Genomic DNA, 26,034 nt, shown 5'->3' with positions numbered 1-26,034 from the left:
CCATGGGTATTAATAAGAAACGTCGCCTCGTCGATCTGTCCGTGACTTTGGACAACAATCCATACACGGATCCACCGCCGCTGTTACCTAAGATTGAGTACTCCGATCATCAACAAGGCTGGCCAGAGATGGCGGCGATGTTCCCAGGTTTGCGCAAAGATCAGTTGCCGGGTGATGAGTCTTGGGCTGCCGAGCGCTTGAGTATCACCACGCACAGCGGCACTCATATGGATGCACCATGGCACTACGCTTCAACCACTGACGGAGGCAAGCCCGCTTTCGGCATTGACGAGCTTCCATTGGAATGGTGCTTGCAACCAGGCGTTAAGCTGGATTTCCGTCATTTCCCTGATGGACATGTGGTGACGGCTAGCGAAGTGGAAGCAGAGCTGTCACGTATTGGCCACATCTTGAGTCCGCTGGACATTGTTCTGGTCAACACTCGTGCCGGTAGCTTGTTCGGTCAGCCTGGCTACTTGGAGGCTGGTGTTGGTATGGGTCGTGAAGCCACCCTCTACTTGCTGGAGCGCGGCGTACGTGTAGTCGGTACCGATGCTTGGAGCTGGGATGCGCCTTTCAAGTACACCCGACAACGGTTCGCCGATACCGGTGATGCCTCATTGATTTGGGAGGGACACAAGGCCGGACGAGATATTGGATACGGACAAATGGAAAAGCTATCCAACCTAGAGAGCCTGCCGGGGAGCGGCTTTGAGGTCTCATGCTTCCCTTACAAAATCAAGCACGCATCGGCCGGTTTTGTCCGTGCTGTAGCGATATTCGAAGAATAAGAACGGAGCCATGTTTATGCGTCTTCCCCATCTGCTGAGTGCACTGGTTCTGGCGATGCCGCTGATCGCTGGTGCTGCCGAACGACCCAACATCCTTATGATCCTCGCCGACGATCTTGGTTATTCTGACCTGGGCGCTTTCGGCGGCGAGATCGAAACACCGAACCTGGATCGTCTCGCTGCCAATGGCTTGCTACTGACCAGCATGTATGCAGCTCCGACCTGCTCACCAACGCGATCGATGTTGATGTCGGGCACTGACAATCACCAAGCTGGCTTAGGCACCATGGCTGAGGCTCTGCTGCCTTGGCAACGCGGTAAGCCGGGCTATGAGGGTTACCTCAACTCACAGTCCTATTCCATCGCTGAGTTGTTGCGCGATGGTGGCTATCGCACCAGCATGGTCGGCAAGTGGCATCTGGGCATGGCTCCGGAGCAGGGACCGAACCGCCGTGGCTTTGAGCACTCGTTCACCATGCTTGAAGGCGGTGGAGTGCATTTCAAGCCAGCGACTGAATCACCGACCAAGCTTGAACAAATTACGTTCCGCGAGGATGGAAAACCCGCTGATGTGCCGGACGACTATTACGACTCAGACTTCTACACGGATAAGCTCATCTCCTATCTTCAAGCTGGCAAGGACAGCGGGAAGCCATTCTTCGCGTACGCGGCCTACACATCACCACACTGGCCGTTGCAGGTACCTGACGCCTGGATCGATAAATACAGCGGTCGCTACGATGCTGGCTATGACGCCGTGCGCTTAGCTCGCATCCAACGTATGAAAGATAAGGGGCTCTTGGCAGCTGACTTTAAGCCCGCAGCGACGCTTCCAGCTAATCCCAAAGCCCCAACCTGGGAACAGCTTGATCCACAACAGCGTAAAATTCAGGCCCGGAAAATGGAAGTCTATGCGGCCATGGTAAGCAACCTGGACCACAACGTTGGGCGTCTTCTCGACTACCTTCGTAAGTCTGGCGAACTCGAAAACACCTTGGTCGTCTTCATGTCCGATAACGGCCCAGCCGCAGAGCCTCACGAGCAGTTCTATCCTGCAGGGCCTCACACTAACAACAGCCTGGAAAACATTGGCCGGCGCGGTTCGCAGGTCGACTATGGTGTGCGATGGGCTGAAGTCAGTGCGGCCCCTCTGCGTCTCTTCAAAGGCACGACCGCCGAGGGCGGCATTAGCGTGCCTGCTATCGTGCAACTCCCGGAAGGATTACGCCGTCAGGGGTTGGAGCGTAGCGTTGCGCGAGTGGACGACTTGGCTCCGACCTTCCTCGCCGTCGCTGGTCTTCCGGACCCAGGAAGCACCTGGAAGAGTGAGCCTAAGCATCCGATTACAGGGCAATCAATGTTGCCGATGCTCGAAGGTAAACAGACGCAGGCTCCTGCTAGAGGTGGCGAAATGTTTGGGAATCGCTACTACCGCGAAGGTGATATGAAGGCACTAGCATTACTGCCTTCCCGCAATCCAGCTGACCCAGCTCCGCCGCGTTGGCAACTGTTCGATATCGCAAATGACCGCGGCGAGCAGAATGACCTGTCTGCGGAAAAGCCAGAAGTCTTGGAGCGCCTGAAGCAAGCTTGGGCAGATTACGCGCGGAAAGTAGGTGTGGTGGCCCCTCCAGCACAGACGGCTAAAGCGCCATGAAAAAAGCACTGATCGGTTCAGCGGGGCTGGTCGTAGTGATGGCATGCGCCTACCTTGCATGGGGTCGAGATATCCCTGTGCTTGGCAGTGTCACAGGATGCCAGGCCTATAGTGGAATGCCTGCCAACTGGAAAAACGAACCGCTCGCTGGGATGGTAAGAATCACTGGTGGTCGCTTCACTCCGGGTACCGAAGGTGGGTACTCCGATGAGCGACCGTTTACACCGGTGATCGTTGGCGACTTCTGGATTGATCGAACCGAGGTGACGAGAGCGCAATTTGCTGCTTTCGTGGAAGCCACCGGCTATGTCACTGAAGCTGAGCGCAGCGGTGGGGGGGCCGTATTCAAGGCTCCGCTTGAGAACGCACCTGATGGCTCGGCACTGCCTTGGTGGCACTTCGTAAAAGGCGCCAACTGGCGTCATCCTGACGGGCCGGAGGGCGCGCCCGCCGAGATTGATGCGATGCCAGTAACTCAAGTCACACTTGCCGACGCACGTGCGTACGCTGAGTGGCGCGGCAATGAACTGCCAACAGAAGCAGAGTGGGAATATGCCGCACGCGCAGGTGAACCTTCACAGCGTCTAGGCGAAGAGCCGGTGGATAGAGAAGGGAAGCCAACAGCTAATTACTGGCAAGGCGTGTTTCCCGTTCAAGACGCTGGAGAAGATGGATTCAAAGGCGTCGCTCCAACGGGATGCTTCAAAGCTAATGGCTATGGCCTATTCGACATGATCGGCAATGTCTGGGAATGGACTGCCGATAGTCAACAGGGGCCGATCTTCAGTCACGCCAACGGCGATCCTGGCCTCACTCGTGGAACACCTGTCCGCACTCGTTTCCAAGTGATCAAAGGTGGTTCATGGCTATGTGCGGCGTCCTATTGTGCGCGTTTTCGAACCTCTGCACGCGAGCGACAAGAGGTTGATATGCCTACCTCCCACGTGGGTTTCCGGACCATTCATCGAGTAACCGATGGCGAGAGCCCCTAACGGCCGAACCTCAATGGCATTAGGATTTGAACTTGTGTGTCCCGGGCAATCAACCCCTACAAATGGATAGTTTGGCGCTCCTTATAACCCTCCAGGCCGATACTTAGGCTTGGAGGTTTTTTTTGGGTTAAGCGAAAAATTAAATTGTCTTGCTCATGGGGATAATTATTGGTAGGCGCGCAGAATTACTAGGATTTTACGTGCTTGGTTTGTAAATAAAATTTACCATTGCATGCGGCGGATAATGGCGCAATGATGTTGTCTCTGGCCGCGAGTCGGCAGGTGTTATTGGCGTATACCTCTAGGATGAGTAGATGCAAACCGAAGACCGAATCAAGAACCTGTTCGAAGTGCTCAAAAGAATTGACACCTACCTGGTGTCCACGAATCAGAAGGTCGCCATCATAATCTCTTACTGCGCGGCAGTTTTGGGCTGGCTGTCGTTGAATGTAGGAAAGATCACTGGCTTGGTTACCCACGGCTGGATCAGCATGTGCGTCGTTGCTTTGCTATTTGTCATCATTATTTCTTCCTGTATCTCGCTATTGTTGGCTGCAAAAATACTTTTTCCAGTTACAAATAGCAGCATGGAACGCCAGATAGATGACTCTCTAATTTTCTATGGGGACATTTCAGCTACCAAAGGTGGAAGTGGTGGATACCATGGAAAAGTCAGTGCATTAAATGCAGAAGAACTGGTCAAGGATTTATCCCAGCAAATATTTACGGTGTCGAAAATTTTGTCGGGTAAATTCCAGGCAATTAAGTCCTTGATGCTAGTATTGATTTGGTCAAATTTCCTCCCGGTGGCATTATTGCTACTTATGGGATTACTGGATGCTGCCTTGGGGGTGGTAAAATGATGGAAGGTATCGGCAAGGAAGCATTCCGAAGCTTGGTGAAGGATGCCAGATCAAAACGCAATATCACGAAAGCTGCGCTTGAGTCTTACCAGGCCAACGAGAGTTTCGAGGGTTATGCGGCTGATGCGATGCTCGACAACACATCTCGCTCAGAGCGCTTTCCATTAGGGGGCGTGGACACCGAGTATTCGATCCAAGAGCAGGTTCGTCCTGCTTTTGGTAAGCTAGCTGTGAACACATCCGCAATTGGCGCACACCCTGATTTTAGACATCTGGCCGGCACCTCAATTACGGACCGTCATCACGTTTGTTCATTGTTTCTTGACATAAAAAATTCTACTCGGTTATCCTTTTTATACGAACTAGATGATGTTTACTGGATTAAGAACCTGATTCTGCGCGTGGCATCAGAAACGGTGCGCGCGATGGATGGACACGTCCACCGCTTCATGGGAGATGCCTTACTCGCCTTTTTCGGCAGTAAAAGCGTTCAACGTGATGATAGTGTAGTGAACGCAATCAATTGCACATCGGTCCTCCAGGCTACGATGGAGCGCACTATCATTCCAGTTCTCGGGGAAGAGGGATTCGATGCGCGAGACATCGGCTTTCGTGTAGGGCTCGATTACGGAAGTGATCAACAAGTGCTCTGGAGCTCTTACGGCTTTTCTAGTGTGTTCGAAGTCACTGCCACATCTTTCTATGTTGATGTCGCGGCGAAGTTGCAAAGTATGGCAAAAAAGAATGCAGTTATGATGGGCTCCAATATCATAGGGGTGATGGATTTTCCTGATGCATTTGTTCAGAAGAAGCGTATTCTCGAAAATGGTGAGTGGAAAGAAATTGATACACTGAATAAAACTTATTCGGATCGAGATGGGGTGCAGCATAAATACAGAGTTCGTGAGCTCAAGGCTGATATTTATCGAGATTTGCTTCCGTTCCCGGCCGAATTTAAAGGGAAATTTCCGGGATCGAAGGTCGTTAGTTACGATGGAATAGAGTTCAAGTGCTATACGAAGGGGGATAACGCCAGTCATCATTACCCATCGGTTTCTCGTGTACTGCAAAAAGAGCAGGGTTTAGACTTCCGAGTAACAATCGACAAGCGTGTATTCGGGAGCGCGGCCTTTCCGCTGAAGGTAGTATTTACAAAGCGGAACCATGGCTCAGAGGCTAAGCAAGACAAGTCGGAAGGCGAGTTTCCTGTACTCAGTGAGGAGATCATCGTCGAGCAGAAGCCTTGGTACCAAGCCTTCTTTGCCGGACGTACCGTCAGTGCTAGTGAAGGAACCCGTTATCGAGGCCTCCACACGATGGAAGTCAAGGTTCTGGATGCGTCACAGGAGACGATTTTCAGGGATTTCATTGGGATTTACATCCAATAGCAAGAAGCGCGTGCGTGACCTCGCAGCAATGCTAGGGCGATTGACTAGCCGTTGTGGCGTTGGAACTCGCTTGCAAGCTGCGTCATTTCTGGCGGAGACAGTTTTAATTCTCTAAGCAATCAGGCCGGATCGACGTTTTGCTCCCTTGCGACAGTTTTGTGCTTTGTTCAAAGGAGGCTGAAGGCCGCGTATCCTCTGGGTCGGTTGCGACAGTTTTAATTCTCTCAATTCACTGGCTTCCGGCGATAAAAGTGGTACCGCGACATTAAAAGCGGTCATGCATGATCGCGGCCTCCTCGTGATCCAGGCTCCGCTCACTTGCACCACTGGCACTGCCGCGGGGCGCAGCAGCGCCCCAGCCAAGTTCCCCACAGAGGGGTGGCAGTCACGCCAGCACCAGGGTAGTGGCCAGGATCTCATGGAGCCGCTCCCTGCGGTCGTACTCCTACATATCCTGGCACCAGTGCTCTTGGTTGGCTGTGGCCAGCTGTGCGGCCTGGGCAGGCTCAGAAGGAATTTCCATGCTCCACAGCAACTACCTCAAACAGTTGGATCTGCAGGACATCGTGGTATTTCTCAACTTGCTGGAGTTGCGCAGTGCAAAACGCACCGCCGAGCTGATGAGCGTAAGCCAGCCGACGGTCAGTTATTGTTTGAAGCGGCTGCGCGGCTGCTTTGACGACACGTTGTTCTCTTCATCCCAAGGGGTACTGCAACCGACCAGCAAGGCCGAGAAGATCGCGCCTTATTTGCGCGTGGTGGTCGAGTCGGTCAACCGCTGCGCGGAAGACGAATATCAAGCATCTGCCCAAGCCGTGCGTAAGATCTGGCGGCTCTGCGCGCCGGAGTATTTCGAGTTGTCGTTCCTGCCGCAAACCCTGGCGATGCTGTCGCACACGCATGCCAATACGTCGCTGCACCTCGACCGCCTGAGCCGCGACCTGCCTGTGGATCAGCTGATGTCAGGGGAAATCGACATCGCGATCGGCTTCGGTCCGGGCTATCACCAGATGCACCCGGAGTTGCAATGGCAAGCGGTGGTCAACGACGACTTTGTCTGCCTGACCAGTCAAAACGGGTTGGCCAACGACGCGGCCATGAGCCTGGATGAATTCTGCGCCTCGCCCCACGTATTCCCCACACCGTGGATTTCGGAAAAGAACATGGTCGACAGCTGGCTGGATAAAGTCGGCCGTTCGCGCGATGTACTGGTGCGCGCCAATGGTTACCAAGCGTGCGTGAACATCGTAGCCGCGGTACCGGCCACGCTCGCACTACCGGCGCGCCTGTTGCCGCACCTGCGCATTCCGTCATCAGTGAAAGTCTGTCAGCCGCCGCTGGGTTTCCCAACGTTCACCTTGGACATGATCTGGGCGCGCGACCGTCGGGACAGCAAAGATATAGCCAGCCTGCGCAAGTTGATCGAACAGGTGGCCGAGGTGTTGTTGACGGCACCATGAAACAGGCTTTTAAATTTTCACCACGCTTTTAGATTTCTTAAAACCAGCCAGCCGCTCATTTCTCTTATCGTGTGGTCATCGGGTAGCGCAAGACCTACCTGAGTTCCACGGTTTCACGGAGGAATGAGTCATGCTGGCGTACGCCCACCTGTGGTATTTCCCTTTTTCCAACAACCGACGCCGTGCTACGGCTTCCAGTGTGCCATTGCGGTCGATCGCTACATGCGTGTAAGCGATTCGATCAGCCCCATGCACATCGTGCGCAATTTCTACAAAGGCCGGCACGGCTCGTTGTCTCCAGGAAGCGGCGCGTACCTACTACCTCAGGCACTACGACGCCACCCCCCGAGCCTTCGCTTCGTTTCGTAGCGCCAGCAGCGCCGATCAAGCCCGGGTCAAGGATCCGCAGGTCAATCGGGGTTCCTACCACAAACAAGGCCCTGCCCACTTTCAACCGCCAGGCCTCGGCCTGACCACGACGCGCGCCGGGCATCCGCTGCCCGGTGCGCCGGAGGTAAGCATGAACGCGACCAAGCGTTACGAGAATTTCATTGTCTTCCTGGCGCCGCTGATCAACAGCGTGGGCGGTATCGCCATCGACCTGTACGCGCCGAGTATCCCCTCCATTGGCCGTGAACTGTCAGCCAGCCCGGCGCTGATGCAGAACACCATCACCATCACCCTCCTGTTCTATGCACTGGGGCAGTTGTTCTTCGGCATCATGGCCGATGCCCGTGGGCGGCGGCCGGCGGTGCAATTGGGGCTGCTGGTGTTCCTCGCGGGCAGCGTGCTGGCAACCGTGGCCACGTCCATCGAGATGCTCCTGCTCGCCCGCGCCCTGCAAGGCTTCGCCATCGGCGCCTGTCAGGTAGTTGCCCGTGCGCTGCTGGTGGACATCGTCAAAGGGCCGCGTTTCTACGTAGCGATCATCTACCTGAGCCTGGCCTTCGGCCTGGGGCCGGTGATCGCGCCGTACATTGGCGGGGTGATCGAAGTGCACCTTGGCTGGCGCTACAACTTCGTCCTGTACGCCGTATACGCCGTCATCGTGTTGGCCTTCGTGCTGGCAGGGCTCAAGGAGTCGTTGCCCGCAATGAACAGACGCAGCGCCTTGCACACCTGTGCCGGCTACCGCCCGATCCTGGCGGACAGCCGCTTTCGGGCCTCGGTGGTTGTGCTCGGCTCGAGCTTCTCGGGGTTTCTGCTATGGAACGTGTTCGGCCCACACATCGTCCAGGAACGCCTGGGGCACAGCGCGCAATACTTCGGCACCACCGCGCTGGCTGTGGGTAGCTGCTACCTGGTCGGCACTCTGGTCAACCGTGCGCTGATCCGGCAGGTCAAGCCACGGCTGCTGATGTGGGCAGGAATGGCGGTGTTTCTGCTCGGCGTGGTGACCATCGCCACGCAGGCAAAGGACCTTCACCTGGTCTCGATCTTGGGTGGCATCATGTTGGTCGCGTTCGGTCAGGGCTTCATCTTCTCCAACGCCATGGCCAACTCGATGTCGCTATTCCCCGACCGCGCCGGTGTTGCCGCCAGCCTGCAAGGCTGCCTGATGCTGGTATTCGGGTCATTGGCCTCGGCGCTGGTCAGCGCTTTGCCGCTGACCTCGAACCTGGCAATTGCCTGCGTGTTTCTGGTGCTTTGGTTGATCTCGTTGTCGGGCATGCTGAGCGTGCGCGTGCCGCGTCAAGCCTCGGTGGCCTGAAGCCTGCCGACCCCGGCGGTGCAGCGTATCTGTTGCCGGGGTCTGCAAGGCAGCGCTGAGCAGTATTCATCAACCAGCAGGATCGAGTAACTGCAACGCACCAAACGCTTGCCTGCGCCGAAGGGGGAAGCAGCGGACGCAAGCTCCCGCTCGCTGTTACCCTCGGCGAAGTCGACTCAAACCTGCATGGCCATGCCATCCACATTCATCGCTGCCTGGCGCAACGCCTCGGAGCGGGTGGGGTGGGGGTGGCAGGTGAGGGCGATATCTTCGGCCGAGGCCGAGAACTCCATGGCCACGCAGAATTCACCGATCATTTCGCTGACGCTCGGGCCCACCAGGTGCACACCCAGCACTTCATCGGTTTTGGCATCGGCAAGCACCTTGGCGAAGCCTTCGGTCTCGTGGTTGATCTTGGCGCGGCTGTTGGCCGTGAAGGGGAATTTGCCCACTTTGTATTCACGCCCTTCGGCCTGCAGCTGCTCTTCGGTCTTGCCCACGCTGGCCAGCTCCGGCCGGGTATAGATCACGCCAGGGATGAGGTTGTAGTTGACCTCATGCGGTTTGCCGGCGATGCGCTCGATACAGGCCACCGCTTCGTCTTCGGCCTTGTGCGCCAGCATCGGCCCGGAAGTGACGTCGCCGATTACCCACAGCCCGGGCACTGAAGTGCGGTGGTGTTCGTTGCTGAGCATGCCGCGCTTGTCGGTTTCCAGGCCTGCGCTTTCCAGGTTCAGGCCTTTGGTATAGGGGCGGCGACCGATCGCCACCAATACATAATCGGCTTGCAGTGTTTCTGCCGCGCCACCCGCTGCAGGCTCCAAGGTCAAGGCCACGCCGTCGGCGCTGGCGGTCGCCTGGGTCACTTTGCTGCCCAGCTTGAACGCCATACCTTGCTTGGCCAATGCCTTCTGCAGGGTCTTGGCGGTTTCGCTATCGGTGCCAGGGCAGATGCGATCGAGGTATTCGATGACCGTGACCTGACTACCCAGCCGGCGCCACACCGACCCCAATTCGAGGCCGATCACCCCGGCACCGATGACGACCAGGTGCTTGGGCACCTGCGGCAACGACAGCGCGCCGGTCGAGTCGATGATGCGCTGGTTGTCGATGGTCACGCCTGGCAGCGGCGTCGGCTCGGAACCGGTGGCGATGACGATGTCTTTGGCCTGCAGCGTGGTTTCGCTGCCGTCCTGCGCCTTCACGACCACTTTGCCGGCGCCATCCAGGCGCCCCCAGCCCTTGACCCAGTCGACCTTGTTCTTGCGGAACAGGTACTCGATGCCTTTGGTCAGGCCGGCCACGCTCTCGTCCTTCTGCTTCATCATCTGGGCGAGGTTCAGGGTGGGTTTGACTTCGATGCCGAGGTGGGCGAACGCCTCACCGCTGGCGGCTTCGTAGAGTTCGGAAGCATGCAGCAGTGCCTTGGACGGCATGCAGCCGACGTTCAGGCAAGTGCCGCCCAAGGTCGAGCGGCCCTCCACGCAGGCGACACTGAGCCCAAGTTGGCCAGCGCGAATGGCTGCGTTGTAGCCGCCAGGGCCACCGCCGATGATCACCACGTCATAGGTTTTCATGGTTCAACTCCAGGGATGTAGAAACGCGACAGGGGCATTAGGTTAGGCTGAGCCTTTAGAATTGTATACAATTTGCTGCGCATACCAGCGCAGCAGGGTCTAGACCATGGTCTGATCGGGAGGAAACATCCCATGGATGAACTACTCTGATTCGACGACGTTCGAAATTTCGGGCGTCGTGGCCAATTACGGATAGGAGGGTCGTTCATGCTTGCGCAACTTCCACCGGCACTGCAGAGCTTGCATCTGCCGCTGCGGCTGAAACTCTGGGACGGCAACCACTTCGATCTCGGGCCCAGCCCGCAGGTCACCATCCTGGTCAGAGAACCCCAGTTGATCAGCCAGCTGACCCACCCGAGCATGGACCAGTTGGGTACGGCATTCGTCGAAGGCAAGTTGGAGCTGGAAGGCGATATCGGTGAGGCCATACGCGTTTGCGATGAGCTGAGTGAGGCACTGCTTGCCGACGAAGACGACACGCCGCCCCAGCGCCTGGCGCATGACAAGACTACCGACGCCCAGGCCATTTCCTATCACTACGACGTTTCAAATGAGTTTTACCAGCTGTGGCTGGACCAGGACATGGTGTACTCGTGCGCTTATTTTCGCGAGCCGGACAACACCCTCGATCAGGCGCAGCAGGACAAGTTCGAGCACCTGTGCCGCAAGCTGCGGCTCGATGCGGGCGACTATCTGCTCGATGTGGGCTGTGGCTGGGGAGGGCTGGCGCGTTTCGCTGCCCGTGAGTATGGCGCCAAGGTATTCGGCATCACCCTCAGCAAAGAACAGTTGAAGCTTGGCCGCCAGCGGGTCAAGGCAGAGGGTCTGAGCGACAAGGTCGATTTACAGATACTCGATTACCGCGACCTGCCGCAAGACGGCCGCTTCGACAAGGTTGTCAGCGTGGGCATGTTCGAGCATGTCGGCCATGCCAACCTGGCGCTGTATTGCCAGAAGCTGTTCGGTGCGGTGAGGGAAGGGGGGCTGGTGATGAACCACGGCATCACCGCCAAGCATGTCGATGGTCGGCCGGTGGGGCGAGGTGCAGGCGAGTTCATCGATCGCTACGTGTTCCCACATGGTGAGCTGCCCCACCTGTCGATGATCAGTGCCAGCATCTGCGAAGCAGGGCTGGAGGTGGTGGACGTGGAGAGCTTGCGCCTGCACTACGCCAAGACCCTGCACCACTGGAGCGAGAATCTGGAGAACCAGCTGCACAAGGCGGCGGCACTGGTCCCCGAGAAAACCCTGCGCATCTGGCGTTTGTACCTGGCCGGGTGTGCCTATGCGTTCCAGAAGGGCTGGATCAACCTGCACCAGATTCTGGCAGTGAAGCCCTATGCCGACGGGCATCACGACCTGCCCTGGACACGCGAGGATCTGTACCGCTGACACCTACCTCTGGTCGGCGGCACCGGTTACAGGATTGGGGATATCAAGCGTGCGATGCGCATCCCCAATTGCTGTAGCCGGTGGGTGTCGCGGCTGTCCTCAACGGTTATTTCTCGCGCCTGCTCGAAGTCTTCATTCAACATACGTTCCACCTGGTCGGCAAAGCCACGGTCGACCGTCAGCAGGGTGATCTCGAAGTTCAGGCGGAATGAACGGTTGTCCAGGTTGGCACTGCCGATTGCGCTGACCTCGTCATCTACCAGCACCACCTTCTGGTGCAGGAAACCCGGCTGGTAGCGGAACATGCGTACGCCTGCGCGTACCGCTTCGAAGGCAAACAGGCTGGAGGCGGCATAGACAACCCGGTGGTCGGGGCGTGCCGGGATCAATACGCGCACATCCACCCCACGCAGTGCTGCCAGACGCAATGCCGCGAACACCGCTTCGTCAGGGATGAAGTAGGGGGTGGTTATCCACACCCTGCGCGTGGCGGAGTGGATGGCTTCAAGGAAGAACAGTGCGCAGGTTTCCTGTGGGTCCGCCGGCCCACTGGCCAAGGCCTGGCAGAGCACGCCGTCGTCCGGGTAGGCATCTGGCAGAATCAGCGGCGGCAGCTGGCGCGAGGCCCAGTACCAGTCTTCGGCGAACGACTCTTGCAGGCAGGCCAGCACTGGCCCGCCGATCTGCACATGAGTATCGCGCCACGGTGAAAGCTGCGGGTCTTCACCCAGGTACTCGTCACCTACGTTATGCCCGCCGATGAAACCGACCAAGCCATCCACCACCACGATCTTGCGATGGTTGCGGAAGTTGACCTGAAAGCGGTTGAACCAACCACGCCGGGTGGCGAAAGCGTGAACCTGTACGCCGCCATCACGCAGCGCCTGGCTGTAGCTGGCTGGCAAGGCATGGCTACCGACACGGTCGTACAGCACAAACACCTGAACCCCTTCAGCCGCCTTGCGCAGCAGCAGGTGCTGTAATGCCTTGCCGAGTTTGTCGTCATGGATGATGAAGAACTGCACAAGCACCACATCGCGGGCTTTTTCGATGGCCGCGAAAATGGCATCGAAGGTGGCCTTGCCATTGATCAGCAGCTTCACCTGGTTGTTCGCCAGGCAAGGCATGCGCCCCAGTTTGGGCATGGCGCGTAGCGCGGCGTAGCTTTCCGACTCGCGGGCGGTCAGGGCTTCTTCAACCCATGGCCGCCAGTTGAGGTTGGCCATTGCAACGTGCATTTCCTGGTTGGCTTGGCGGCGCGCCTTGATATACGCATTGAACGAACGGGCGCCGAACACCAGGTACGGTATAAGGGTGAAATAAGGAATGAAGAACAACGGCATCGCCCAGGCAATTGCGCCTTGGGCCGTGCGCACCGTGAACAACGCATGCAGTGCGGCTACGATACCCAGTAGATGAATCAGGCCAATTACATAACCAAAGAAATAGGGGCTGTGGTAATCCATATGCATCCTGCTCACCGAGTACTGTTGGCTAACAGAACACGTTCCCGGTGCACCTTGCAACCTGCGGATGGTTTTGGCGTCTAAGGCTCAGCCCGGCCCGCTTGGCCGGCTTTTTTCAGGAGTGTTCACCCATGAAGATTCGTCTGCCACTGTTGGCCCTGGTCCTCGGTATGAGCAGCCCGCTGGTGCATGCCCAGATGCTGCAACCGGGTTTGTGGGAGCTGACCACCAGCAACATGCAGGTCGATGGCAAGCCGTTACCTGACATGGGGTTCATGCTGGGCCAGCTCAAGAACCTGCCGCCGGAGCAGCGCGCGATGATGGAAGGCGTGCTGGCCAAACAAGGGGTGACGGTGGCTGGTAATGGCGTGCGTTCCTGCCTGACCGCCGAACAGGTGGCGACCAACGACATCCCGCTGCAGGATCCCAAATCCGGTTGCACGCAGAAAATCACTGACCGTACCGGCAACGTGTGGAAGTTCGAGTTCAGTTGCCCGAAGGCACAGGGCAGTGGCCAGGCGACGTTCCTCAGTGATCGGGAGTTCACCACCCAGGTCAGTGGCACCTTCAACGCGTCGGGTGTTCAGCAGCAAGGCAGCATGAACACCCGTGCGGTGTGGCTGGGCAGTGATTGCGGTACGGTCAAACCGCGCAGTTGAGGTCCCACTGCCACTGGCTGGTGGCAACAGCGTCGTGGGCATGCAGGCTTTCTGCATGTTCCACCCGCAGCCTGAAAGCGGCACTCCACTCCAATTGTCGCAGCGCCTGGTGCAGGCGCCGGGCAGCATCTTCACAGAACATCAGGTTCTGCCCGTTGGCTAAAGCGAAGGCCTGTTCGTCTGCACGCTTGACCGCAGTCTGTACCGCTGTGCCCAAGCTCATTTCGATGCAATCAATCAGCTCGGTAATCGGCAGCTCACGCTGGCTGCTGCGCAGCCGTACCTGAATTTTCGCGCTACTGCGTTGGCTATGTGGGGTAGCGACGATGCCTTCGGCAGTGCCTAGCCAGTTCATTACCGCCGCAGTGTCGACCTGCGACCCGGGGAATTGCTGTTGGAACTGCTGTTGTATCAGTTGCCTGGCAAGCGCCGCCGAACATGGACAGGTGGACGAATAGGGCACGCATACGGATAGTTCCACGTGGAACATTTCATTCTCGATGCGTGCATCGATGGTCACGGGATAGCTCTTCCAGCCTGCCAATGGGCTGATCAAGGCTGGTCTTTTAAGCAGGTGATCAAAGCCCAAGCGCAGATAAGCAGCGGAAGACAGCCCTTCGTGGCTGGTCAAAAAATCCGCCAAAAGCTGCCGAATTGCCAGCGCCGTAAGGGGCTGGTTTTCCAGGGCCTCCAATGCAAGGTAGAGCCGCGACATGTGGATGCCACGTGAATGGCCGTCTATCAAACTGACGCCTGCGTCGACGGTGGCAGCAGCGGGGCGCCCTTCGAACTGCACGGGCAGGGCTATGCCACACATGCCCACCCAGTTCAGTGGCAAGGCGAACGCATGAGTCTGTGAGGCGATATCGGGGAGCGTATGCTGGTTCATTGGGTTTCCACAGAAAAAGGTGTCAGCGGCAGCCGCCGATCATGCTGCAATGCAAATTGAAACGTTGCCCGCTGGAACTGGACACCCGGTTCAACGTGGTCCAGCCTACGCGGCGGCTGTAACCCACCCAGGCTTCGCCGTCACTGGCCAGGCCGGTGAAGAAGGTCAACGAACCGTAACGGCTGTTGGTTTGAGCCCATAGCCGCCGCGTGACCGAGTCGAAACCGCGCAGGTAAAGCTCAGTGCCGTGCGTGCGTACGCTGTAGTAACTCCCTTTGCCGTCCTGGCAGGAGAGCAGCGTGGCGCTGCGGGTACACAACGCCAGTGCAGTGCTCTGCGGCATGGCAACCAGTGAGGTGGGCATGGCGAACAACACCAATGCCATGGCGCGTGACAGTTTCATGTTTTGTCCCTGGTGAGCATTCGTCCGTCGAGAACGACTTGGCGAAATTGTATTGTTACTTTATAACATTATGCAATGCATCGTTTCGAATGCGCTCGCCTGAAGGGGTTTCGCCATGTCCAATCGTCTTCCCGTTACTGTGCTGTCCGGCTTTCTGGGTGCCGGCAAAAGCACGTTGCTCAACCATGTATTGCGTAACCGTGACAACCTGCGGGTTGCCGTCATCGTCAACGACATGAGCGAAATCAACATCGATGCCAGCGAGGTGCAGCGCAACGTCAGCCTCAACCGCGCTGAAGAAAAGCTCGTAGAGATGAGCAACGGCTGCATCTGCTGCACCCTGCGTGAGGACCTGCTTGAAGAGGTAGCGCGGTTAGCCGCAGAAGGGCGCTTCGACTACCTGCTGATCGAGTCCACGGGTATTTCGGAGCCACTGCCGGTGGCAGAGACTTTCACCTTCCGCGACGAACAAGGCCGCAGCTTGTCCGACATGGCACGGCTGGACACCATGGTCACGGTGGTCGATGGCCTGAACTTCCTGCGCGATTACCAGGCTGCAGACAGCCTGGCTAGCCGTGGCGAAACACTGGGCGAGGACGATGAGCGCTCGATCAGCGACCTGCTGATCGAACAGGTGGAATTCGCCGATGTACTGCTGCTGAGCAAGATCGACCTGATCAGCCAGCATGAGCGCGAAGAGCTCGTGGCCATTTTGCGCAGCCTCAATGCGCGGGCAGAGATCGTGCCGATGGTCATGGGCCAGGTGCCACTGGAGCGCATTCTCGATACGGGCCTGTTCGACTTCGACCAGGCGGCCCAGGCGCCAGGCTGGTTGCAGGAGCTACGCGGCGAGCACGTACCGGAAACCGAAGAGTACGGGATTGCAGCCATGACCTGGCAAGCGCGGCGCCCGCTGCATCCACAACGGTTCTACGACTTTATCCACACGCACTGGAGCAACGGCCGCTTGCTCCGTTCCAAAGGTTTTTTCTGGTTGGCCAGCAAGTACCAGGAAGCCGGTAGCTGGTCGCAAGCGGGCGGGATGATGCGCCATGGGCTAGCGGGGCGCTGGTGGCGCTTCGTACCGCGCGACCAGTGGCCTGAGGATGTGGATAACACCAGTGCAATCCTTAAACACTGGACCGCTGAAACCGGCGATTGCCGCCAGGAATTGGTGTTCATTGGGCAGAACATCGACTTTGCCAAGTTATCCACAGCCCTTGACGCGTGCTTGTTGACCGACCAGGAAATGCAGCTTGGGCATATGGGCTGGTTGCGGCTGCCCGATCCGTTCGGACCGTGGCATGCGGAGTCCGCAGCATGAGCCTGGCATTCAGGCCTGTGGATATCTTTCAGGTGTTTGGCGAAACGCCGCAAATATTGGCTGAGGTCCTGCAGGATGGTGTCAACCTGGCCGTGTGGCGGCGGCGGCTGCCGGCGCAATTGCAGGACTTTGCCGAACTGGTACTCAGCCTTGGCCAGCCTTTGACCGACCAACGGGTAATCGAGGTGCACGAGCAGCACGCGCCGGTCCTGCCGGACCTGCTGCGCGAAGCCGCTGACCTGCATGGCTATGAGTCATTTGTAGCCGATGTGACCTGGCTGGTCGCGGCCTACACCTGCCTGGTGGGTGCGCGCCGTGTGGGTTTACGCCTGCGCGTGCTGGATGGCCCCATGTGTCCGCGCTTCCATGTGGATAACGTACCATTACGCTTGCTCACAACCTACGTGGGGCCGGGCAGTGAATGGTTGCCTGAGGCGATCAGCCACCGGCGGGAGTTACACACAGCACAGCCCCCTGTGGATAAAATTCAAACCCTGCAAGCCGGTGATGTCGCGCTGCTCAAGGGCGAGAACTGGCAAGGCAATGAAGGCGCAGGTCTGGTTCACCGCTCGCCTTCGGGCCAGCAGGGGCGTCTGCTGCTGAGCCTTGACTGGTTGGCCTGACGGCGCATAGTTAGGCTTTGCCACTGTTTGAACCAGGCCATGCTGCAGAACATACCTACCCACGTGATTGCCGGCCCGCTCGGCGCCGGCAAAACCACCCTGATCCGCCATTTGCTGGCGCAGCGGCCGCCCAATGAGCGCTGGGCGGTGCTGATCAATGAATTCGGCCTGGTTGGCCTGGATGCGGCGTTGCTCAGCCGGGATGAAGACGGTGTTGCCATTGGTGAAGTGGCCGGTGGTTGTCTGTGCTGCGTGAACGGTATGCCGTTTCAGGTCGGGCTAGGGCGTCTATTGCGCAAATCACGCCCTGACCGTTTGTTCATCGAGCCTTCAGGTTTGGGTCACCCGTTGCAATTGCAGGCACAGCTGCAGGCAGCGCCATGGGCTGGAGTGCTGACAATTCAGCCACTTGTCATGGTTTTGGATGCTCAGGCGGTGGTTCGCAACCAGCGGCTTTCCGATGCGCAACAGCAGGCGTTGAACGCCTGCGAATGTGTGATTCTGAATAAGTCAGAGGCTGTGGATGAATCAGCTAAGTTGTTGATAAGTAATAAATTTAGCGGCAGGAGAGTGCTGTGGGCGGTGCAGGGTGAAGTAGCGTTTTGTGGCCTACCCCAAGCACCTTCACAGATTGTTGACAGCCCGCTTTCCGCTGTCAGGATTGTCGACAATCTGGAAATAACCACAGGTGCGGTCTGGGCCGACCCCACCCAGCCGGTCTGCCTGGCCCAGCAAGGTGAGGGTGGTTGGAGTATTGGCTGGCGCTGGCACCCCAGCCAGCAGTTTTATCCACAGCGGCTAAGCACGTTCTTGCAAAATTTGCCCTGGCGACGCGCCAAGGGGGTTATCCACAGCCCGGAGGGGTGGCAGGCTTTCAACGGGCTGGATGGGGGCTTGCCCGCCTGGCAGCCCAGCGAGTGGCGCCGGGACAGCCGCATCGAGCTGATTTTCGATCAGGCGCAATCGCAAGCGGCGCTGCAGGCCGCTTTGCGTGAATGCTGCATCAGCTGATCAGTTACGCCAGCGGTTGTGTTCCTGGCGCCATTGCTGCATCTCGATAACGTTGTCGGTGCGCGGCGGGGTCTTGATCTCGAACGGGTAGGGTGCCAGTTCTATCTGCACGCTGTGCGCACCGAACTGTGTCACGCTACCGGGGTGGCGCTGCTCGCCAGTGACGGTGAACTCGAAGGCATAGATGCGGGCCAGGCGCTTGCGGCCATTGGCATCGCGCACAAAGCCGATGCGCTTGAGCGCCACGGCGTCGTCAAGCAACTCGAGGTCCAGTTTGGCGCAATGCTGTTTGACCCGTTCCAGGGCTTTCTCGCGCAACCCATGGTTGTGCCACAACCAGGCGCCTGCCGTGGCTACCAGCATCAGGACGAAGAGGTTCTCCAGGGTCAACATTTGCTTATGCTCCAAACAGGTAGATCCAGCTTAACTGCGTCCCTGGCCTGTCGTACAGGTAACAATCGAGTTCATACTGCGTCGCGCACCATTCTTTGAAACAGCTTTGGAAAACACCCGCATGAAACGTACTCCGCACCTGCTCGCCATTCAGTCCCATGTGGTGTTCGGCCACGCCGGCAACAGCGCCGCGGTGTTCCCCATGCAGCGGATCGGGGTCAACGTGTGGCCGCTCAATACCGTGCAGTTCTCCAACCACACACAGTATGGCCAGTGGGCGGGCGATGTGCTTGCTCCAGCGCAAATTCCTGCGTTGGTCGAAGGTATTTCCAACATCGGTGAACTGGGGCACTGCGATGCGGTGCTTTCCGGGTACCTGGGCAGTGCCGAACAAGGGCGGGCGATCCTGGCCGGGGTACAGCGGATCAAAGCGGTGAACCCCAAGGCGTTGTACCTCTGTGACCCGGTCATGGGGCACGCTGAGAAAGGTTGTATCGTACCGCCAGAGGTCAGCCAGTTCCTGCTCGACGAAGCGGTGGTCAAGGCCGACATCCTGTGCCCCAACCAGCTGGAGCTGGACAGCTTCTGTGGGCGCCGCGCGCAGTCGCTGGAGGATTGCGTGCACATGGCGCGCAGCTTGCTGCAGCGCGGGCCGCAGGTGGTCGTGGTCAAGCACCTGGCCTACCCCGGGCGGTGCGAGGACCAGTTCGAAATGCTGCTGGTGACGGCCCAGCACTGCTGGCACTTGCGGCGCCCGCTGCTGGCGTTTCCGCGTCAGCCAGTGGGGGTCGGCGACCTGACTTCCGGGCTGTTCCTGGCCAGGGTATTGCTGGGCGACAGCTGGGTGCAGGCATTCGAGTTCACTGCCGCCGCGGTGCATGAAGTGCTGTTGGAAACCCAGGCCTGTGCCAGCTACGAGCTGCAGCTGGTACGGGCCCAGGATCGCATCGCCCACCCGCGTGTGCGCTTCGAAGCGCAGTTGCTGGCTTTTTAGATAGCGTCGGTTTTCAGGTCCTGGTAGCGCTTTTCCAGTTCCTGGCGGATCTGGCGGCGCTGCTGCCCCTGCAGGAAGCGGCGCTTTTCTTCGCTGCTTTGCGGCTGACGCGGCGGTACCGGCACAGGGCGGCGATTGTCGTCCACCGCTACCATGGTGAAGAAGCAGCTGTTGGAGTGGCGCACCGAGCGCTCGCGAATGTTCTCGGTCACCACTTTGATGCCCACTTCCATCGAGGTATTGCCGGTGTAGTTGACGGACGCCAGGAACGTCACCAGCTCGCCCACGTGTACCGGCTCGCGGAAGATCACCTGGTCCACCGACAATGTCACCACATAGCTGCCTGCATAACGGCTGGCGCATGCATAGGCCACTTCGTCGAGGTATTTGAGCAGGGTGCCGCCATGTACGTTGCCAGAAAAGTTGGCCATGTCCGGGGTCATCAGGACGGTCATGCTCAGCTGGGCGTTTCCAGGTTCCATAAGGTGCTCACGGTTAGTTTGCGCTGAATCGGGCGAATGGAGGGGGTGATCTGCTGACACGGTTTTTCCCTCTTGTGAATTTGCCTCGTTGCTACGGGACGTTGCCGGGGGCGTAGCGGTCACGCTGATCATGCCATCAGCGGCGCTTTTCCAGCCGATCTGTTTCTGCATATTGCGCCGGCCTTTTGCAGCCGATCGCGATGTTAACCTGAGTACGCCCATGCACCATGGGCGTTCCTGCATTCAATACAGTATGTACTTGCTGCTCGCTCAGGTTTGCCCCGGCAGAGGAGCGGTTTGCCCAGGCATTCATAAAAGACGAGAAAAGGAGTATCACGCCATGCATGCCATCAGCTTCATCCAGGACCTGGCAGTCATCATGCTGGTCGCTGGCGTGGTCACCATCCTGTTTCACCGCCTCAAACAGCCGGTCGTGCTTGGTTATATTGTCGCCGGCTTCATCATCGGCCCGCACACCCCGCCATTCGGCCTTATCCACGACGAAGACACCATCAAGACCCTCGCCGAGCTGGGGGTGATCTTCCTGATGTTCTGCCTGGGGCTCGAGTTCAGCCTGCGCAAGTTGTTCAAGGTGGGCGCCACGGCGTTCATCGCGGCGTTCCTCGAAATTGTGCTGATGATCTGGATCGGCTTCGAGATCGGCCGCTGGTTTGGCTGGAACACCATGGACTCTCTGTTCCTGGGTGCCATCCTGGCCATTTCCTCGACCACCATCATCGTCAAGGCGCTCAACGACCTGAAGATGAAGAACGAGCGCTTTGCCCAGCTGATCTTTGGCGTGCTCATTGTCGAGGACATTCTTGGCATTGGCATCATTGCCCTGCTCTCAGGTATCGCCGTCAGCGGCACGGTCAGCTCGGGGGAGGTATTCTCCACTGTCGGCAAGCTGTCGTTGTTCATGATCGTTGCCTTGGTCATCGGTATCCTGCTGGTGCCGCGCCTGCTGGCCTACGTGGCCCGGTTCGAGAGCAACGAGATGTTGCTGATTACCGTGCTGGGGCTGTGCTTCGGCTTCTGCCTGCTGGTCGTCAAGCTGGAATACAGCATGGTCCTGGGCGCCTTCCTGATTGGCGCGATCATGGCCGAGTCACGCCAGTTGCTGAAGATCGAGCGCCTGATCGAACCCGTACGCGACCTGTTCAGCGCCATTTTCTTCGTCGCCATCGGCTTGATGATCGACCCGCAGGTGCTGGTCGAATACGCTTGGCCGATTGTGGTCATTACCCTGGCGGTGGTATTGGGCAAGATGGTGTCCTGCGGCATGGGCGCGTTCATTGCCGGTAACGATGGGCGTACCTCGCTGCGCGTGGGCATGGGGCTTTCGCAGATTGGCGAATTCTCCTTCATCATTGCCGCGCTGGGCATGACCCTGCAGGTAACCAGCGACTTCCTGTACCCCGTGGCGGTCGCCGTATCGGCTATCACCACCCTGCTTACGCCCTACCTGATCCGCGCAGCCGACCCGCTTTCGCAGAAACTGGGCAATGTCGTGCCCGGGCGCCTGGCGCGGGTGCTGTCGTTGTATGGCGAGTGGTTGCGCAACATTCAACCGCAGGGCGAGGGTGCCATGCTCGCGGCAATGATCCGGCGCATCCTCCTGCAGGTTGGGGTGAACCTGGCGCTGGTGATCGCGATCTTCTTCAGCGGCGGCTATTTTGCCGGGCGCATCGGTAACTGGCTCAGCGAATGGGTCAGCGACATCAGCCAGCAGAAGGCGATGATCTGGGGCGCGGCGTTATTGCTGTCGCTGCCGTTCCTGATCGCGGCCTACCGCAAGCTCAAGGCGCTGTCGATGCTGCTGGCCGAGATGGGCGTGAAGCCGGAAATGGCCGGGCGGCATACCCAGCGGGTGCGGCGGGTGATTGCCGAAGTGATTCCGCTGTTGTCGTTACTGGTGATTTTCCTGCTGTTGTCGGCATTGTCAGCGAGCATCTTGCCGACCAACGAATTGCTGTTGGTGATTGCCGTGGTCGCTGCGGTGGTGGTGGCCTTGCTGTGGCGCTGGCTCATTCGCGTGCACACTCGCATGCAGATCGCCTTGCTGGAAACGCTGGAGAACAGCCGCGAGAACTCGCACTGAGTGCCACCCGGCCGCAGCCACAGCGGCGCCTACCGGTTCACCACACGCTTGGCCGTTGTGGGTACCTGTAGGCGCCGCTGCACCGGATTTGGTGGGGAAGATCAGCTTTCCAGCCACACATCCCGTGCCCAGTGCCATACCGATTCCCAGCTGTCCTCACCGACCAGCTCTTCCTCGGCATCCCACAACACCACGGTGCCATCTTCCTCGACGCAGTAGTAGTTGTCGCCGTCCTGGCACAACGGGATCAGCTCACGCGGTACGCCGGCATCCCAGGCGTTGGCCGCCACATCGGGCAGGTAGGTGTGCGACTGTGGATCGGTGCAAGTTACCGGCTCCAGTGAGCCGTACACCACATCGCTCACAGTCAGCAAAAACTCTTTGAACACGTATGGAATGTTGATGAACAGCTGCTCTTCGATCTCCACCAGCTGGTCCTCATCGGGAAGCTCCAAAGGTACCGGTACCGGCTCGTTGGCTTCACGGAGTTGTTCGATCACTTCTTCCACGGTTCACTTCCTCTGACCTAGATGACAACTTTGCGCGTTATACCCTAGTAGGCCACTCTGACAAAAGCAAAAACCCCGGGGCAGGCCCGGGGTTCTTGGTACGGCGCGCAGCGGTTAGCTGTTTTGACGGATACCGGCTACCAGCCAAGGCTGGTTCTCACCTGGGGCACGCACCATGTGCCAGCTTTCGCTGAACACTTCGCCCTGGTCGAAGCGCGAGTTTTTCGACACGCCGCGGAAGGTCAGGGTGGCGTCGGTGCGGTCCGGGCGGTCATCGACGCCGTCCAGTTGCACTTCGAGGTTGTCGATGTAGGTGGACTGGAAGCCATCACCCAACTCGGCGCGCTCACGCTTGAGGAACTCAAGCATCTGCGGCGTGACGAACTCGGCGATCTTGTCCATCTCGTTGGCATCCCAGTGCTGCTGCAGCGACTGGAAGTGGTTGCGAGCGGCGGCCAGGAAGCTCTGTTCGTTGAACCAGGCGGGGGCGTTGATCACCGGGGCGGCGGCAGGCGCGGCCGAACCACCGAACACCGACGGCTGGGCAGGCTGGCCGTGGGCTTCACGCTGCATCGGCGCGTGGCCTGGCATGGCCATTTGCGGTTGTTGCTGGCGACGCCGCGCGGCAATGAAGCGGAACACCAGGAAGGCGATGAGCGCCACGATCAGGAAGTCCATGATCTGGAAGCCCTCGAAACCGTCGCCCATGAACATGGACGCCAGCAGGCCGCCGGCGGCCAGGCCAGCGAGTGGGCCCAACCAGCGCGAAGCACCGCTGGCGGCCGGGGCGGCACGACCAGGTGCGGTCGGCGCGGCGGCTGGCGCGGTTGGTGTGGCCTGGCGGGTCTGGTGAATAGGCGCGGAGCCCGAGCTCTTGCCGCCGCCGAAACGCTTGGCGTTGGCGTCCAGGCTCAGCGTCAGGCCGACGCAAAGCGCCAGTGCGATGCTAAGAAAACGTTGCATAATTGGGATATCCCCTGTTGTGGATTGCACGCGCGTCATGGTGCACAGGTTCCCGGGCACATGACCAGCGACATAATGTTTCCAGCTTTTGCCTGAATGTTACAACGCCGGCACAACCGCCCTTGAGCGCGCCCCAAAAAGGCAGCCGCTGCAAGGAACGGTACTGGCACAGGCGTCAGATCGCCTCGAGTTTGGCATACCCCAGCATCAGCCATTTGCTGCCTTCGGCAAAATTCACCTGCACCCGTGCCTGGGCGCCGGAGCCCTCGAAGTTGAGGATCACACCTTCGCCAAACACCGCGTGCTGCACCCGCTGGCCGAGGTTGAAGGCGGTTTGCGGGATGTTGGCATTGTCGAACAGGTGGCTGTTGGTGGCTGTCTTGGGGGCGCCGAACGGGCGGCTGACGCTGTTGGAAAGGCGTACTTCCTGAACCAGCCCCGGTGGAATTTCGCGAACGAAGCGCGACACCTTGTTGTAGGTTTCGCTGCCATACAGGCGGCGTGTCTCGGCATATGTCATGACCAGTTGGCGCATCGCACGGGTGATGCCGACATAGGCCAGGCGACGTTCCTCTTCCAGGCGGCCAGGTTCCTCGAGGCTCATCTTGTGCGGGAACAGCCCTTCTTCCATGCCGACCAGGAATACGTAGGGGAACTCCAGGCCCTTGGCGCTGTGCAAGGTCATCAGCTGGATGCTGTCCTCATGTTCGTCCGCCTGGCTGTCGCCGGCTTCCAGCGAAGCATGGCCGAGGAAAGCCGAGAGCGGAGAGAGGTCGGCATCTTCTTCGGTGGATTCGAAGTTGCGCGCTGCGCTGACCAGTTCCTCAAGGTTTTCTACCCGTGCCTGGCCCTTTTCACCCTTTTCTTCCTGGTGATAGGTAATCAGCCCGGACTGCTCGATGGTGGTCTGGGTCATGGTATGCAGCGGCATGTCCGCAACCTTGGCAGCCAGCCCTTCGATCAGTTCGATGAAGGCCCCCAATGCACTGGCGGCGCGGCCTTTCAACGCCTTGGCGGCGATCAGCTGGCACATGGCCCCCCACATGGAAAGCTGGCTGTGGCGGGCGTGCTCGCGGATGGCTTCGACGGTTTTTTCGCCAATGCCGCGTGGGGGTACGTTGATTACCCGCTCCAGTGCGGCATCGTTGCCACGCCCTTCGATCAAGCGCAGGTAGGCCATGGCGTTCTTGATTTCCGCGCGCTCGAAGAAGCGTTGGCCGCCATAGATGCGGTACGGCACGCGTTCGCGCAACAAGGCTTCTTCCAGCACCCGTGACTGGGCGTTGGAGCGGTACAGGATGGCAATGTCGTTGCGCGCGTTACCCTGCTTGATCAGGCCTTCGATGGTTTCCACCACGTAGCGCGCTTCGTCGTGCTCGTTGTAGGCCGCGTACAGGGTCAGGGGTTCGCCTTCACCCAGGTCGGTCCACAGCTCTTTGCCCAAGCGCCCGCTGTTGTTGGCAATCAGCGCGTTGGCAGCCTTGAGGATGCCGCCGGTGGAGCGGTAGTTCTGCTCCAGGCGGATCATTTCGGCGTCGGGGAAGTCGGCGGTGTACTGGTGGATGTTCTCGATCTTGGCGCCGCGCCAGCCGTAGATCGACTGGTCGTCATCGCCCACCGCCATCAGGCTGGCGCCACCGCGCGCCAACAGGCGCAGCCAGGCGTACTGCACGGCGTTGGTGTCCTGGAACTCATCGACCAGCACGTGCTGGAAGCGCCGCTGGTAATGCTCCAGCAGGCCCGGGTGGTCACGCCACAGGTCCAGTGCGCGCAACAGCAGCTCGGAAAAGTCGATGACCCCGGCGCGTTCGCAGGCCTGCTCGTAGGCGGTATACACCTCGCGCATGGTGGCCAGGAACAGATCGCCACCGGCCTGGATATGTTGCGGGCGCAGCCCCTCGTCCTTCTGGCCGTTGATGAACCATTGGGCCTGGCGGGCCGGCCACTTCTGTTCATCCAGGCCCAGCTCGCGCATTACCCGCTTGATGAGGCGCTGTTGGTCGTCGCTGTCGAGGATCTGGAAGTTCTGCACCAGCCGCGCTTCCTGCCAGTGTGCCCGCAGCAGGCGATGGGCCAGGCCGTGGAAGGTGCCGACCCACATGCCAGCTGGGTTGATGCCCAGCAATTGCTCGATCCGCTGGCGCATTTCCGCGGCGGCCTTGTTGGTGAAGGTCACCGACAGGATTGAGTGCGGCGAGGCCTGCTCTACCTGGATCAGCCAGGCGATACGGTGCACCAGCACGCGGGTTTTACCGGAACCGGCGCCGGCAAGCACCAGTTGACGCCCGAGCGCGGCCGCTACGGCCTGGCGTTGGGCATCGTTGAGGGAGTTCAGCAGGAGGGAGAGGTCGTCTGTGTGCATCCGACCATTCTAGGGCGCGGCAGG

The 26,034-nt window shown here is 59.0% G+C and carries 24 protein-coding genes; 14 read left to right on the top strand and 10 right to left on the bottom strand.

Translation table 11 applies throughout. The features are described from left to right. Positions 1-2 precede the first annotated feature (2 nt). From K4A76_RS23605 to K4A76_RS23575, 7 genes are all read left to right on the top strand, one after another. Entirely contained in the window at positions 3-791 is a 789-nt protein-coding gene (locus K4A76_RS23605) for a cyclase family protein (RefSeq protein ID WP_274411273.1), read from the top strand. A gap of 16 nt (positions 792-807) precedes the next feature. Next, positions 808-2,448 (top strand): arylsulfatase, encoded by a 1,641-nt coding sequence (locus K4A76_RS23600; protein WP_274412322.1) that lies wholly within the window; start codon positions 808-810, stop codon positions 2,446-2,448. Then, entirely contained in the window at positions 2,445-3,440 is a 996-nt protein-coding gene (locus K4A76_RS23595) for a formylglycine-generating enzyme family protein (protein ID WP_274411272.1), read from the top strand. Before K4A76_RS23600 ends, K4A76_RS23595 begins: the two co-directional genes overlap by 4 nt. Before the next feature lie 314 nt (positions 3,441-3,754). Then, complete coding sequence (locus tag K4A76_RS23590) at positions 3,755-4,303, top strand: Pycsar system effector family protein (RefSeq protein WP_274411271.1); 549 nt, start codon at positions 3,755-3,757, stop codon at positions 4,301-4,303. After that, positions 4,300-5,691, top strand: a complete 1,392-nt coding sequence (locus K4A76_RS23585) for a nucleotide-binding domain-containing protein (protein ID WP_274411270.1) — start codon at positions 4,300-4,302, stop codon at positions 5,689-5,691. The genes K4A76_RS23590 and K4A76_RS23585 overlap by 4 nt, the downstream gene beginning before the upstream one ends. Before the next feature lie 521 nt (positions 5,692-6,212). Next, positions 6,213-7,151: a LysR family transcriptional regulator gene (locus tag K4A76_RS23580; protein WP_274411269.1), complete on the top strand. Its 939-nt coding sequence runs from the start codon at positions 6,213-6,215 to the stop codon at positions 7,149-7,151. Positions 7,152-7,671: 520 nt separating this feature from the next. Further along, positions 7,672-8,862 carry a multidrug effflux MFS transporter gene (locus K4A76_RS23575; protein ID WP_274411268.1) on the top strand — a complete coding sequence of 397 codons (1,191 nt, stop codon included), beginning with the start codon at positions 7,672-7,674 and terminating at the stop codon, positions 8,860-8,862. Positions 8,863-9,038: 176 nt separating this feature from the next. Here the strand turns inward: K4A76_RS23575 and lpdA are convergent, their stop codons facing one another. Beyond that, positions 9,039-10,439, bottom strand: a complete 1,401-nt coding sequence (lpdA, locus tag K4A76_RS23570; RefSeq protein WP_274411267.1) for a dihydrolipoyl dehydrogenase — start codon at positions 10,437-10,439, stop codon at positions 9,039-9,041. Positions 10,440-10,646: 207 nt separating this feature from the next. Here lpdA and cfaB point away from each other — a divergent pair, with 207 nt between their 5' ends. Beyond that, positions 10,647-11,831, top strand: coding sequence for a C17 cyclopropane fatty acid synthase CfaB (cfaB, locus tag K4A76_RS23565; protein WP_212623206.1), 1,185 nt, complete (start codon positions 10,647-10,649; stop codon positions 11,829-11,831). 26 nt (positions 11,832-11,857) lie between these two features. Here the strand turns inward: cfaB and cls are convergent, their stop codons facing one another. Next, a complete protein-coding gene (cls, locus tag K4A76_RS23560; protein ID WP_009683545.1) occupies positions 11,858-13,297 on the bottom strand; it encodes a cardiolipin synthase in 1,440 nt (479 codons plus the stop codon). A gap of 131 nt (positions 13,298-13,428) precedes the next feature. Between cls and K4A76_RS23555 the strand changes: the two genes are divergently transcribed. Next, a complete protein-coding gene (locus K4A76_RS23555; protein ID WP_009683544.1) occupies positions 13,429-13,956 on the top strand; it encodes a DUF3617 domain-containing protein in 528 nt (175 codons plus the stop codon). On the opposite strand, the gene folE2 is transcribed toward K4A76_RS23555, so the two are convergent. Both folE2 and K4A76_RS23545 read right to left on the bottom strand, forming a co-directional pair. Then, complete coding sequence (folE2, locus tag K4A76_RS23550) at positions 13,940-14,845, bottom strand: GTP cyclohydrolase FolE2 (RefSeq protein WP_274411266.1); 906 nt, start codon at positions 14,843-14,845, stop codon at positions 13,940-13,942. The genes K4A76_RS23555 and folE2 overlap by 17 nt on opposite strands. A gap of 22 nt (positions 14,846-14,867) precedes the next feature. Continuing rightward, entirely contained in the window at positions 14,868-15,248 is a 381-nt protein-coding gene (locus tag K4A76_RS23545) for a hypothetical protein (protein WP_054913670.1), read from the bottom strand. A gap of 115 nt (positions 15,249-15,363) precedes the next feature. Here K4A76_RS23545 and zigA point away from each other — a divergent pair, with 115 nt between their 5' ends. Genes zigA through K4A76_RS23530 form a run of 3 tightly spaced genes read left to right on the top strand, consistent with a single transcriptional unit; the run spans position 15,364 to position 18,206 of the window. Continuing rightward, entirely contained in the window at positions 15,364-16,572 is a 1,209-nt protein-coding gene (gene zigA, locus K4A76_RS23540) for a zinc metallochaperone GTPase ZigA (protein ID WP_064314234.1), read from the top strand. Then, positions 16,569-17,195, top strand: coding sequence for a DUF1826 domain-containing protein (locus K4A76_RS23535; RefSeq protein ID WP_144189550.1), 627 nt, complete (start codon positions 16,569-16,571; stop codon positions 17,193-17,195). The genes zigA and K4A76_RS23535 overlap by 4 nt, the downstream gene beginning before the upstream one ends. Before the next feature lie 39 nt (positions 17,196-17,234). After that, positions 17,235-18,206: a CobW family GTP-binding protein gene (locus tag K4A76_RS23530; protein WP_274411265.1), complete on the top strand. Its 972-nt coding sequence runs from the start codon at positions 17,235-17,237 to the stop codon at positions 18,204-18,206. Here K4A76_RS23530 and K4A76_RS23525 read toward each other — a convergent pair whose 3' ends face one another. Further along, on the bottom strand, positions 18,207-18,599 hold the full coding sequence (locus K4A76_RS23525) for a DUF3301 domain-containing protein (protein WP_009683538.1): 393 nt from the start codon (positions 18,597-18,599) through the stop codon (positions 18,207-18,209). 121 nt (positions 18,600-18,720) lie between these two features. Between K4A76_RS23525 and pdxY the strand changes: the two genes are divergently transcribed. Next, a complete protein-coding gene (pdxY, locus tag K4A76_RS23520; RefSeq protein WP_274411264.1) occupies positions 18,721-19,593 on the top strand; it encodes a pyridoxal kinase PdxY in 873 nt (290 codons plus the stop codon). Here pdxY and K4A76_RS23515 read toward each other — a convergent pair. Then, positions 19,590-20,075 carry an acyl-CoA thioesterase gene (locus K4A76_RS23515; RefSeq protein WP_009683536.1) on the bottom strand — a complete coding sequence of 162 codons (486 nt, stop codon included), beginning with the start codon at positions 20,073-20,075 and terminating at the stop codon, positions 19,590-19,592. The genes pdxY and K4A76_RS23515 overlap by 4 nt on opposite strands. Before the next feature lie 136 nt (positions 20,076-20,211). After that, positions 20,212-20,421: a hypothetical protein gene (locus K4A76_RS23510; RefSeq protein ID WP_156326582.1), complete on the bottom strand. Its 210-nt coding sequence runs from the start codon at positions 20,419-20,421 to the stop codon at positions 20,212-20,214. On the opposite strand from K4A76_RS23510, the gene K4A76_RS23505 reads away from it, so the two are divergent. Continuing rightward, positions 20,416-22,176 carry a cation:proton antiporter gene (locus K4A76_RS23505; protein ID WP_009683534.1) on the top strand — a complete coding sequence of 587 codons (1,761 nt, stop codon included), beginning with the start codon at positions 20,416-20,418 and terminating at the stop codon, positions 22,174-22,176. The two genes, K4A76_RS23510 and K4A76_RS23505, sit on opposite strands and share 6 nt — an antisense overlap. Positions 22,177-22,277: 101 nt before the next feature. Here the strand turns inward: K4A76_RS23505 and K4A76_RS23500 are convergent, their stop codons facing one another. The 3 genes from K4A76_RS23500 to uvrD all read right to left on the bottom strand — a co-directional run bounded on the left by K4A76_RS23500 (position 22,278) and on the right by uvrD (position 26,010). Continuing rightward, the gene (locus tag K4A76_RS23500; protein WP_054913664.1) at positions 22,278-22,685 is read right to left on the bottom strand and encodes an SMI1/KNR4 family protein; all 408 of its coding nucleotides are present in this window, start codon (positions 22,683-22,685) and stop codon (positions 22,278-22,280) included. Positions 22,686-22,799: 114 nt separating this feature from the next. After that, positions 22,800-23,648 carry a Tim44 domain-containing protein gene (locus K4A76_RS23495; protein WP_115295151.1) on the bottom strand — a complete coding sequence of 283 codons (849 nt, stop codon included), beginning with the start codon at positions 23,646-23,648 and terminating at the stop codon, positions 22,800-22,802. Positions 23,649-23,823: 175 nt separating this feature from the next. After that, positions 23,824-26,010, bottom strand: coding sequence for a DNA helicase II (uvrD, locus tag K4A76_RS23490; protein ID WP_009683531.1), 2,187 nt, complete (start codon positions 26,008-26,010; stop codon positions 23,824-23,826). Positions 26,011-26,034: the final 24 nt, after the last annotated feature.

This window comes from Pseudomonas sp. NEEL19 (assembly GCF_028751975.1).
Lineage (GTDB): Bacteria > Pseudomonadota > Gammaproteobacteria > Pseudomonadales > Pseudomonadaceae > Aquipseudomonas > Aquipseudomonas juntendi.
Note: the sequence above shows the minus strand (reverse complement) of the source record. Positions and strands in the feature narration are given on the sequence as shown.

Coding starts and splice junctions, on each gene's coding strand:
- K4A76_RS23605 (WP_274411273.1), top strand. CDS start 3: ATGGGTATTAATAAGAAACGTCGCCTCGTCGATCTGTCCGTGACTTTG.
- K4A76_RS23600 (WP_274412322.1), top strand. CDS start 808: ATGCGTCTTCCCCATCTGCTGAGTGCACTGGTTCTGGCGATGCCGCTG.
- K4A76_RS23595 (WP_274411272.1), top strand. CDS start 2,445: ATGAAAAAAGCACTGATCGGTTCAGCGGGGCTGGTCGTAGTGATGGCA.
- K4A76_RS23590 (WP_274411271.1), top strand. CDS start 3,755: ATGCAAACCGAAGACCGAATCAAGAACCTGTTCGAAGTGCTCAAAAGA.
- K4A76_RS23585 (WP_274411270.1), top strand. CDS start 4,300: ATGATGGAAGGTATCGGCAAGGAAGCATTCCGAAGCTTGGTGAAGGAT.
- K4A76_RS23580 (WP_274411269.1), top strand. CDS start 6,213: ATGCTCCACAGCAACTACCTCAAACAGTTGGATCTGCAGGACATCGTG.
- K4A76_RS23575 (WP_274411268.1), top strand. CDS start 7,672: ATGAACGCGACCAAGCGTTACGAGAATTTCATTGTCTTCCTGGCGCCG.
- lpdA (WP_274411267.1), bottom strand. CDS start 10,439: ATGAAAACCTATGACGTGGTGATCATCGGCGGTGGCCCTGGCGGCTAC.
- cfaB (WP_212623206.1), top strand. CDS start 10,647: ATGCTTGCGCAACTTCCACCGGCACTGCAGAGCTTGCATCTGCCGCTG.
- cls (WP_009683545.1), bottom strand. CDS start 13,297: ATGGATTACCACAGCCCCTATTTCTTTGGTTATGTAATTGGCCTGATT.
- K4A76_RS23555 (WP_009683544.1), top strand. CDS start 13,429: ATGAAGATTCGTCTGCCACTGTTGGCCCTGGTCCTCGGTATGAGCAGC.
- folE2 (WP_274411266.1), bottom strand. CDS start 14,845: ATGAACCAGCATACGCTCCCCGATATCGCCTCACAGACTCATGCGTTC.
- K4A76_RS23545 (WP_054913670.1), bottom strand. CDS start 15,248: ATGAAACTGTCACGCGCCATGGCATTGGTGTTGTTCGCCATGCCCACC.
- zigA (WP_064314234.1), top strand. CDS start 15,364: ATGTCCAATCGTCTTCCCGTTACTGTGCTGTCCGGCTTTCTGGGTGCC.
- K4A76_RS23535 (WP_144189550.1), top strand. CDS start 16,569: ATGAGCCTGGCATTCAGGCCTGTGGATATCTTTCAGGTGTTTGGCGAA.
- K4A76_RS23530 (WP_274411265.1), top strand. CDS start 17,235: ATGCTGCAGAACATACCTACCCACGTGATTGCCGGCCCGCTCGGCGCC.
- K4A76_RS23525 (WP_009683538.1), bottom strand. CDS start 18,599: ATGTTGACCCTGGAGAACCTCTTCGTCCTGATGCTGGTAGCCACGGCA.
- pdxY (WP_274411264.1), top strand. CDS start 18,721: ATGAAACGTACTCCGCACCTGCTCGCCATTCAGTCCCATGTGGTGTTC.
- K4A76_RS23515 (WP_009683536.1), bottom strand. CDS start 20,075: ATGGAACCTGGAAACGCCCAGCTGAGCATGACCGTCCTGATGACCCCG.
- K4A76_RS23505 (WP_009683534.1), top strand. CDS start 20,416: ATGCATGCCATCAGCTTCATCCAGGACCTGGCAGTCATCATGCTGGTC.
- K4A76_RS23510 (WP_156326582.1), bottom strand. CDS start 20,421: ATGCATGGCGTGATACTCCTTTTCTCGTCTTTTATGAATGCCTGGGCA.
- K4A76_RS23495 (WP_115295151.1), bottom strand. CDS start 23,648: ATGCAACGTTTTCTTAGCATCGCACTGGCGCTTTGCGTCGGCCTGACG.
- uvrD (WP_009683531.1), bottom strand. CDS start 26,010: ATGCACACAGACGACCTCTCCCTCCTGCTGAACTCCCTCAACGATGCC.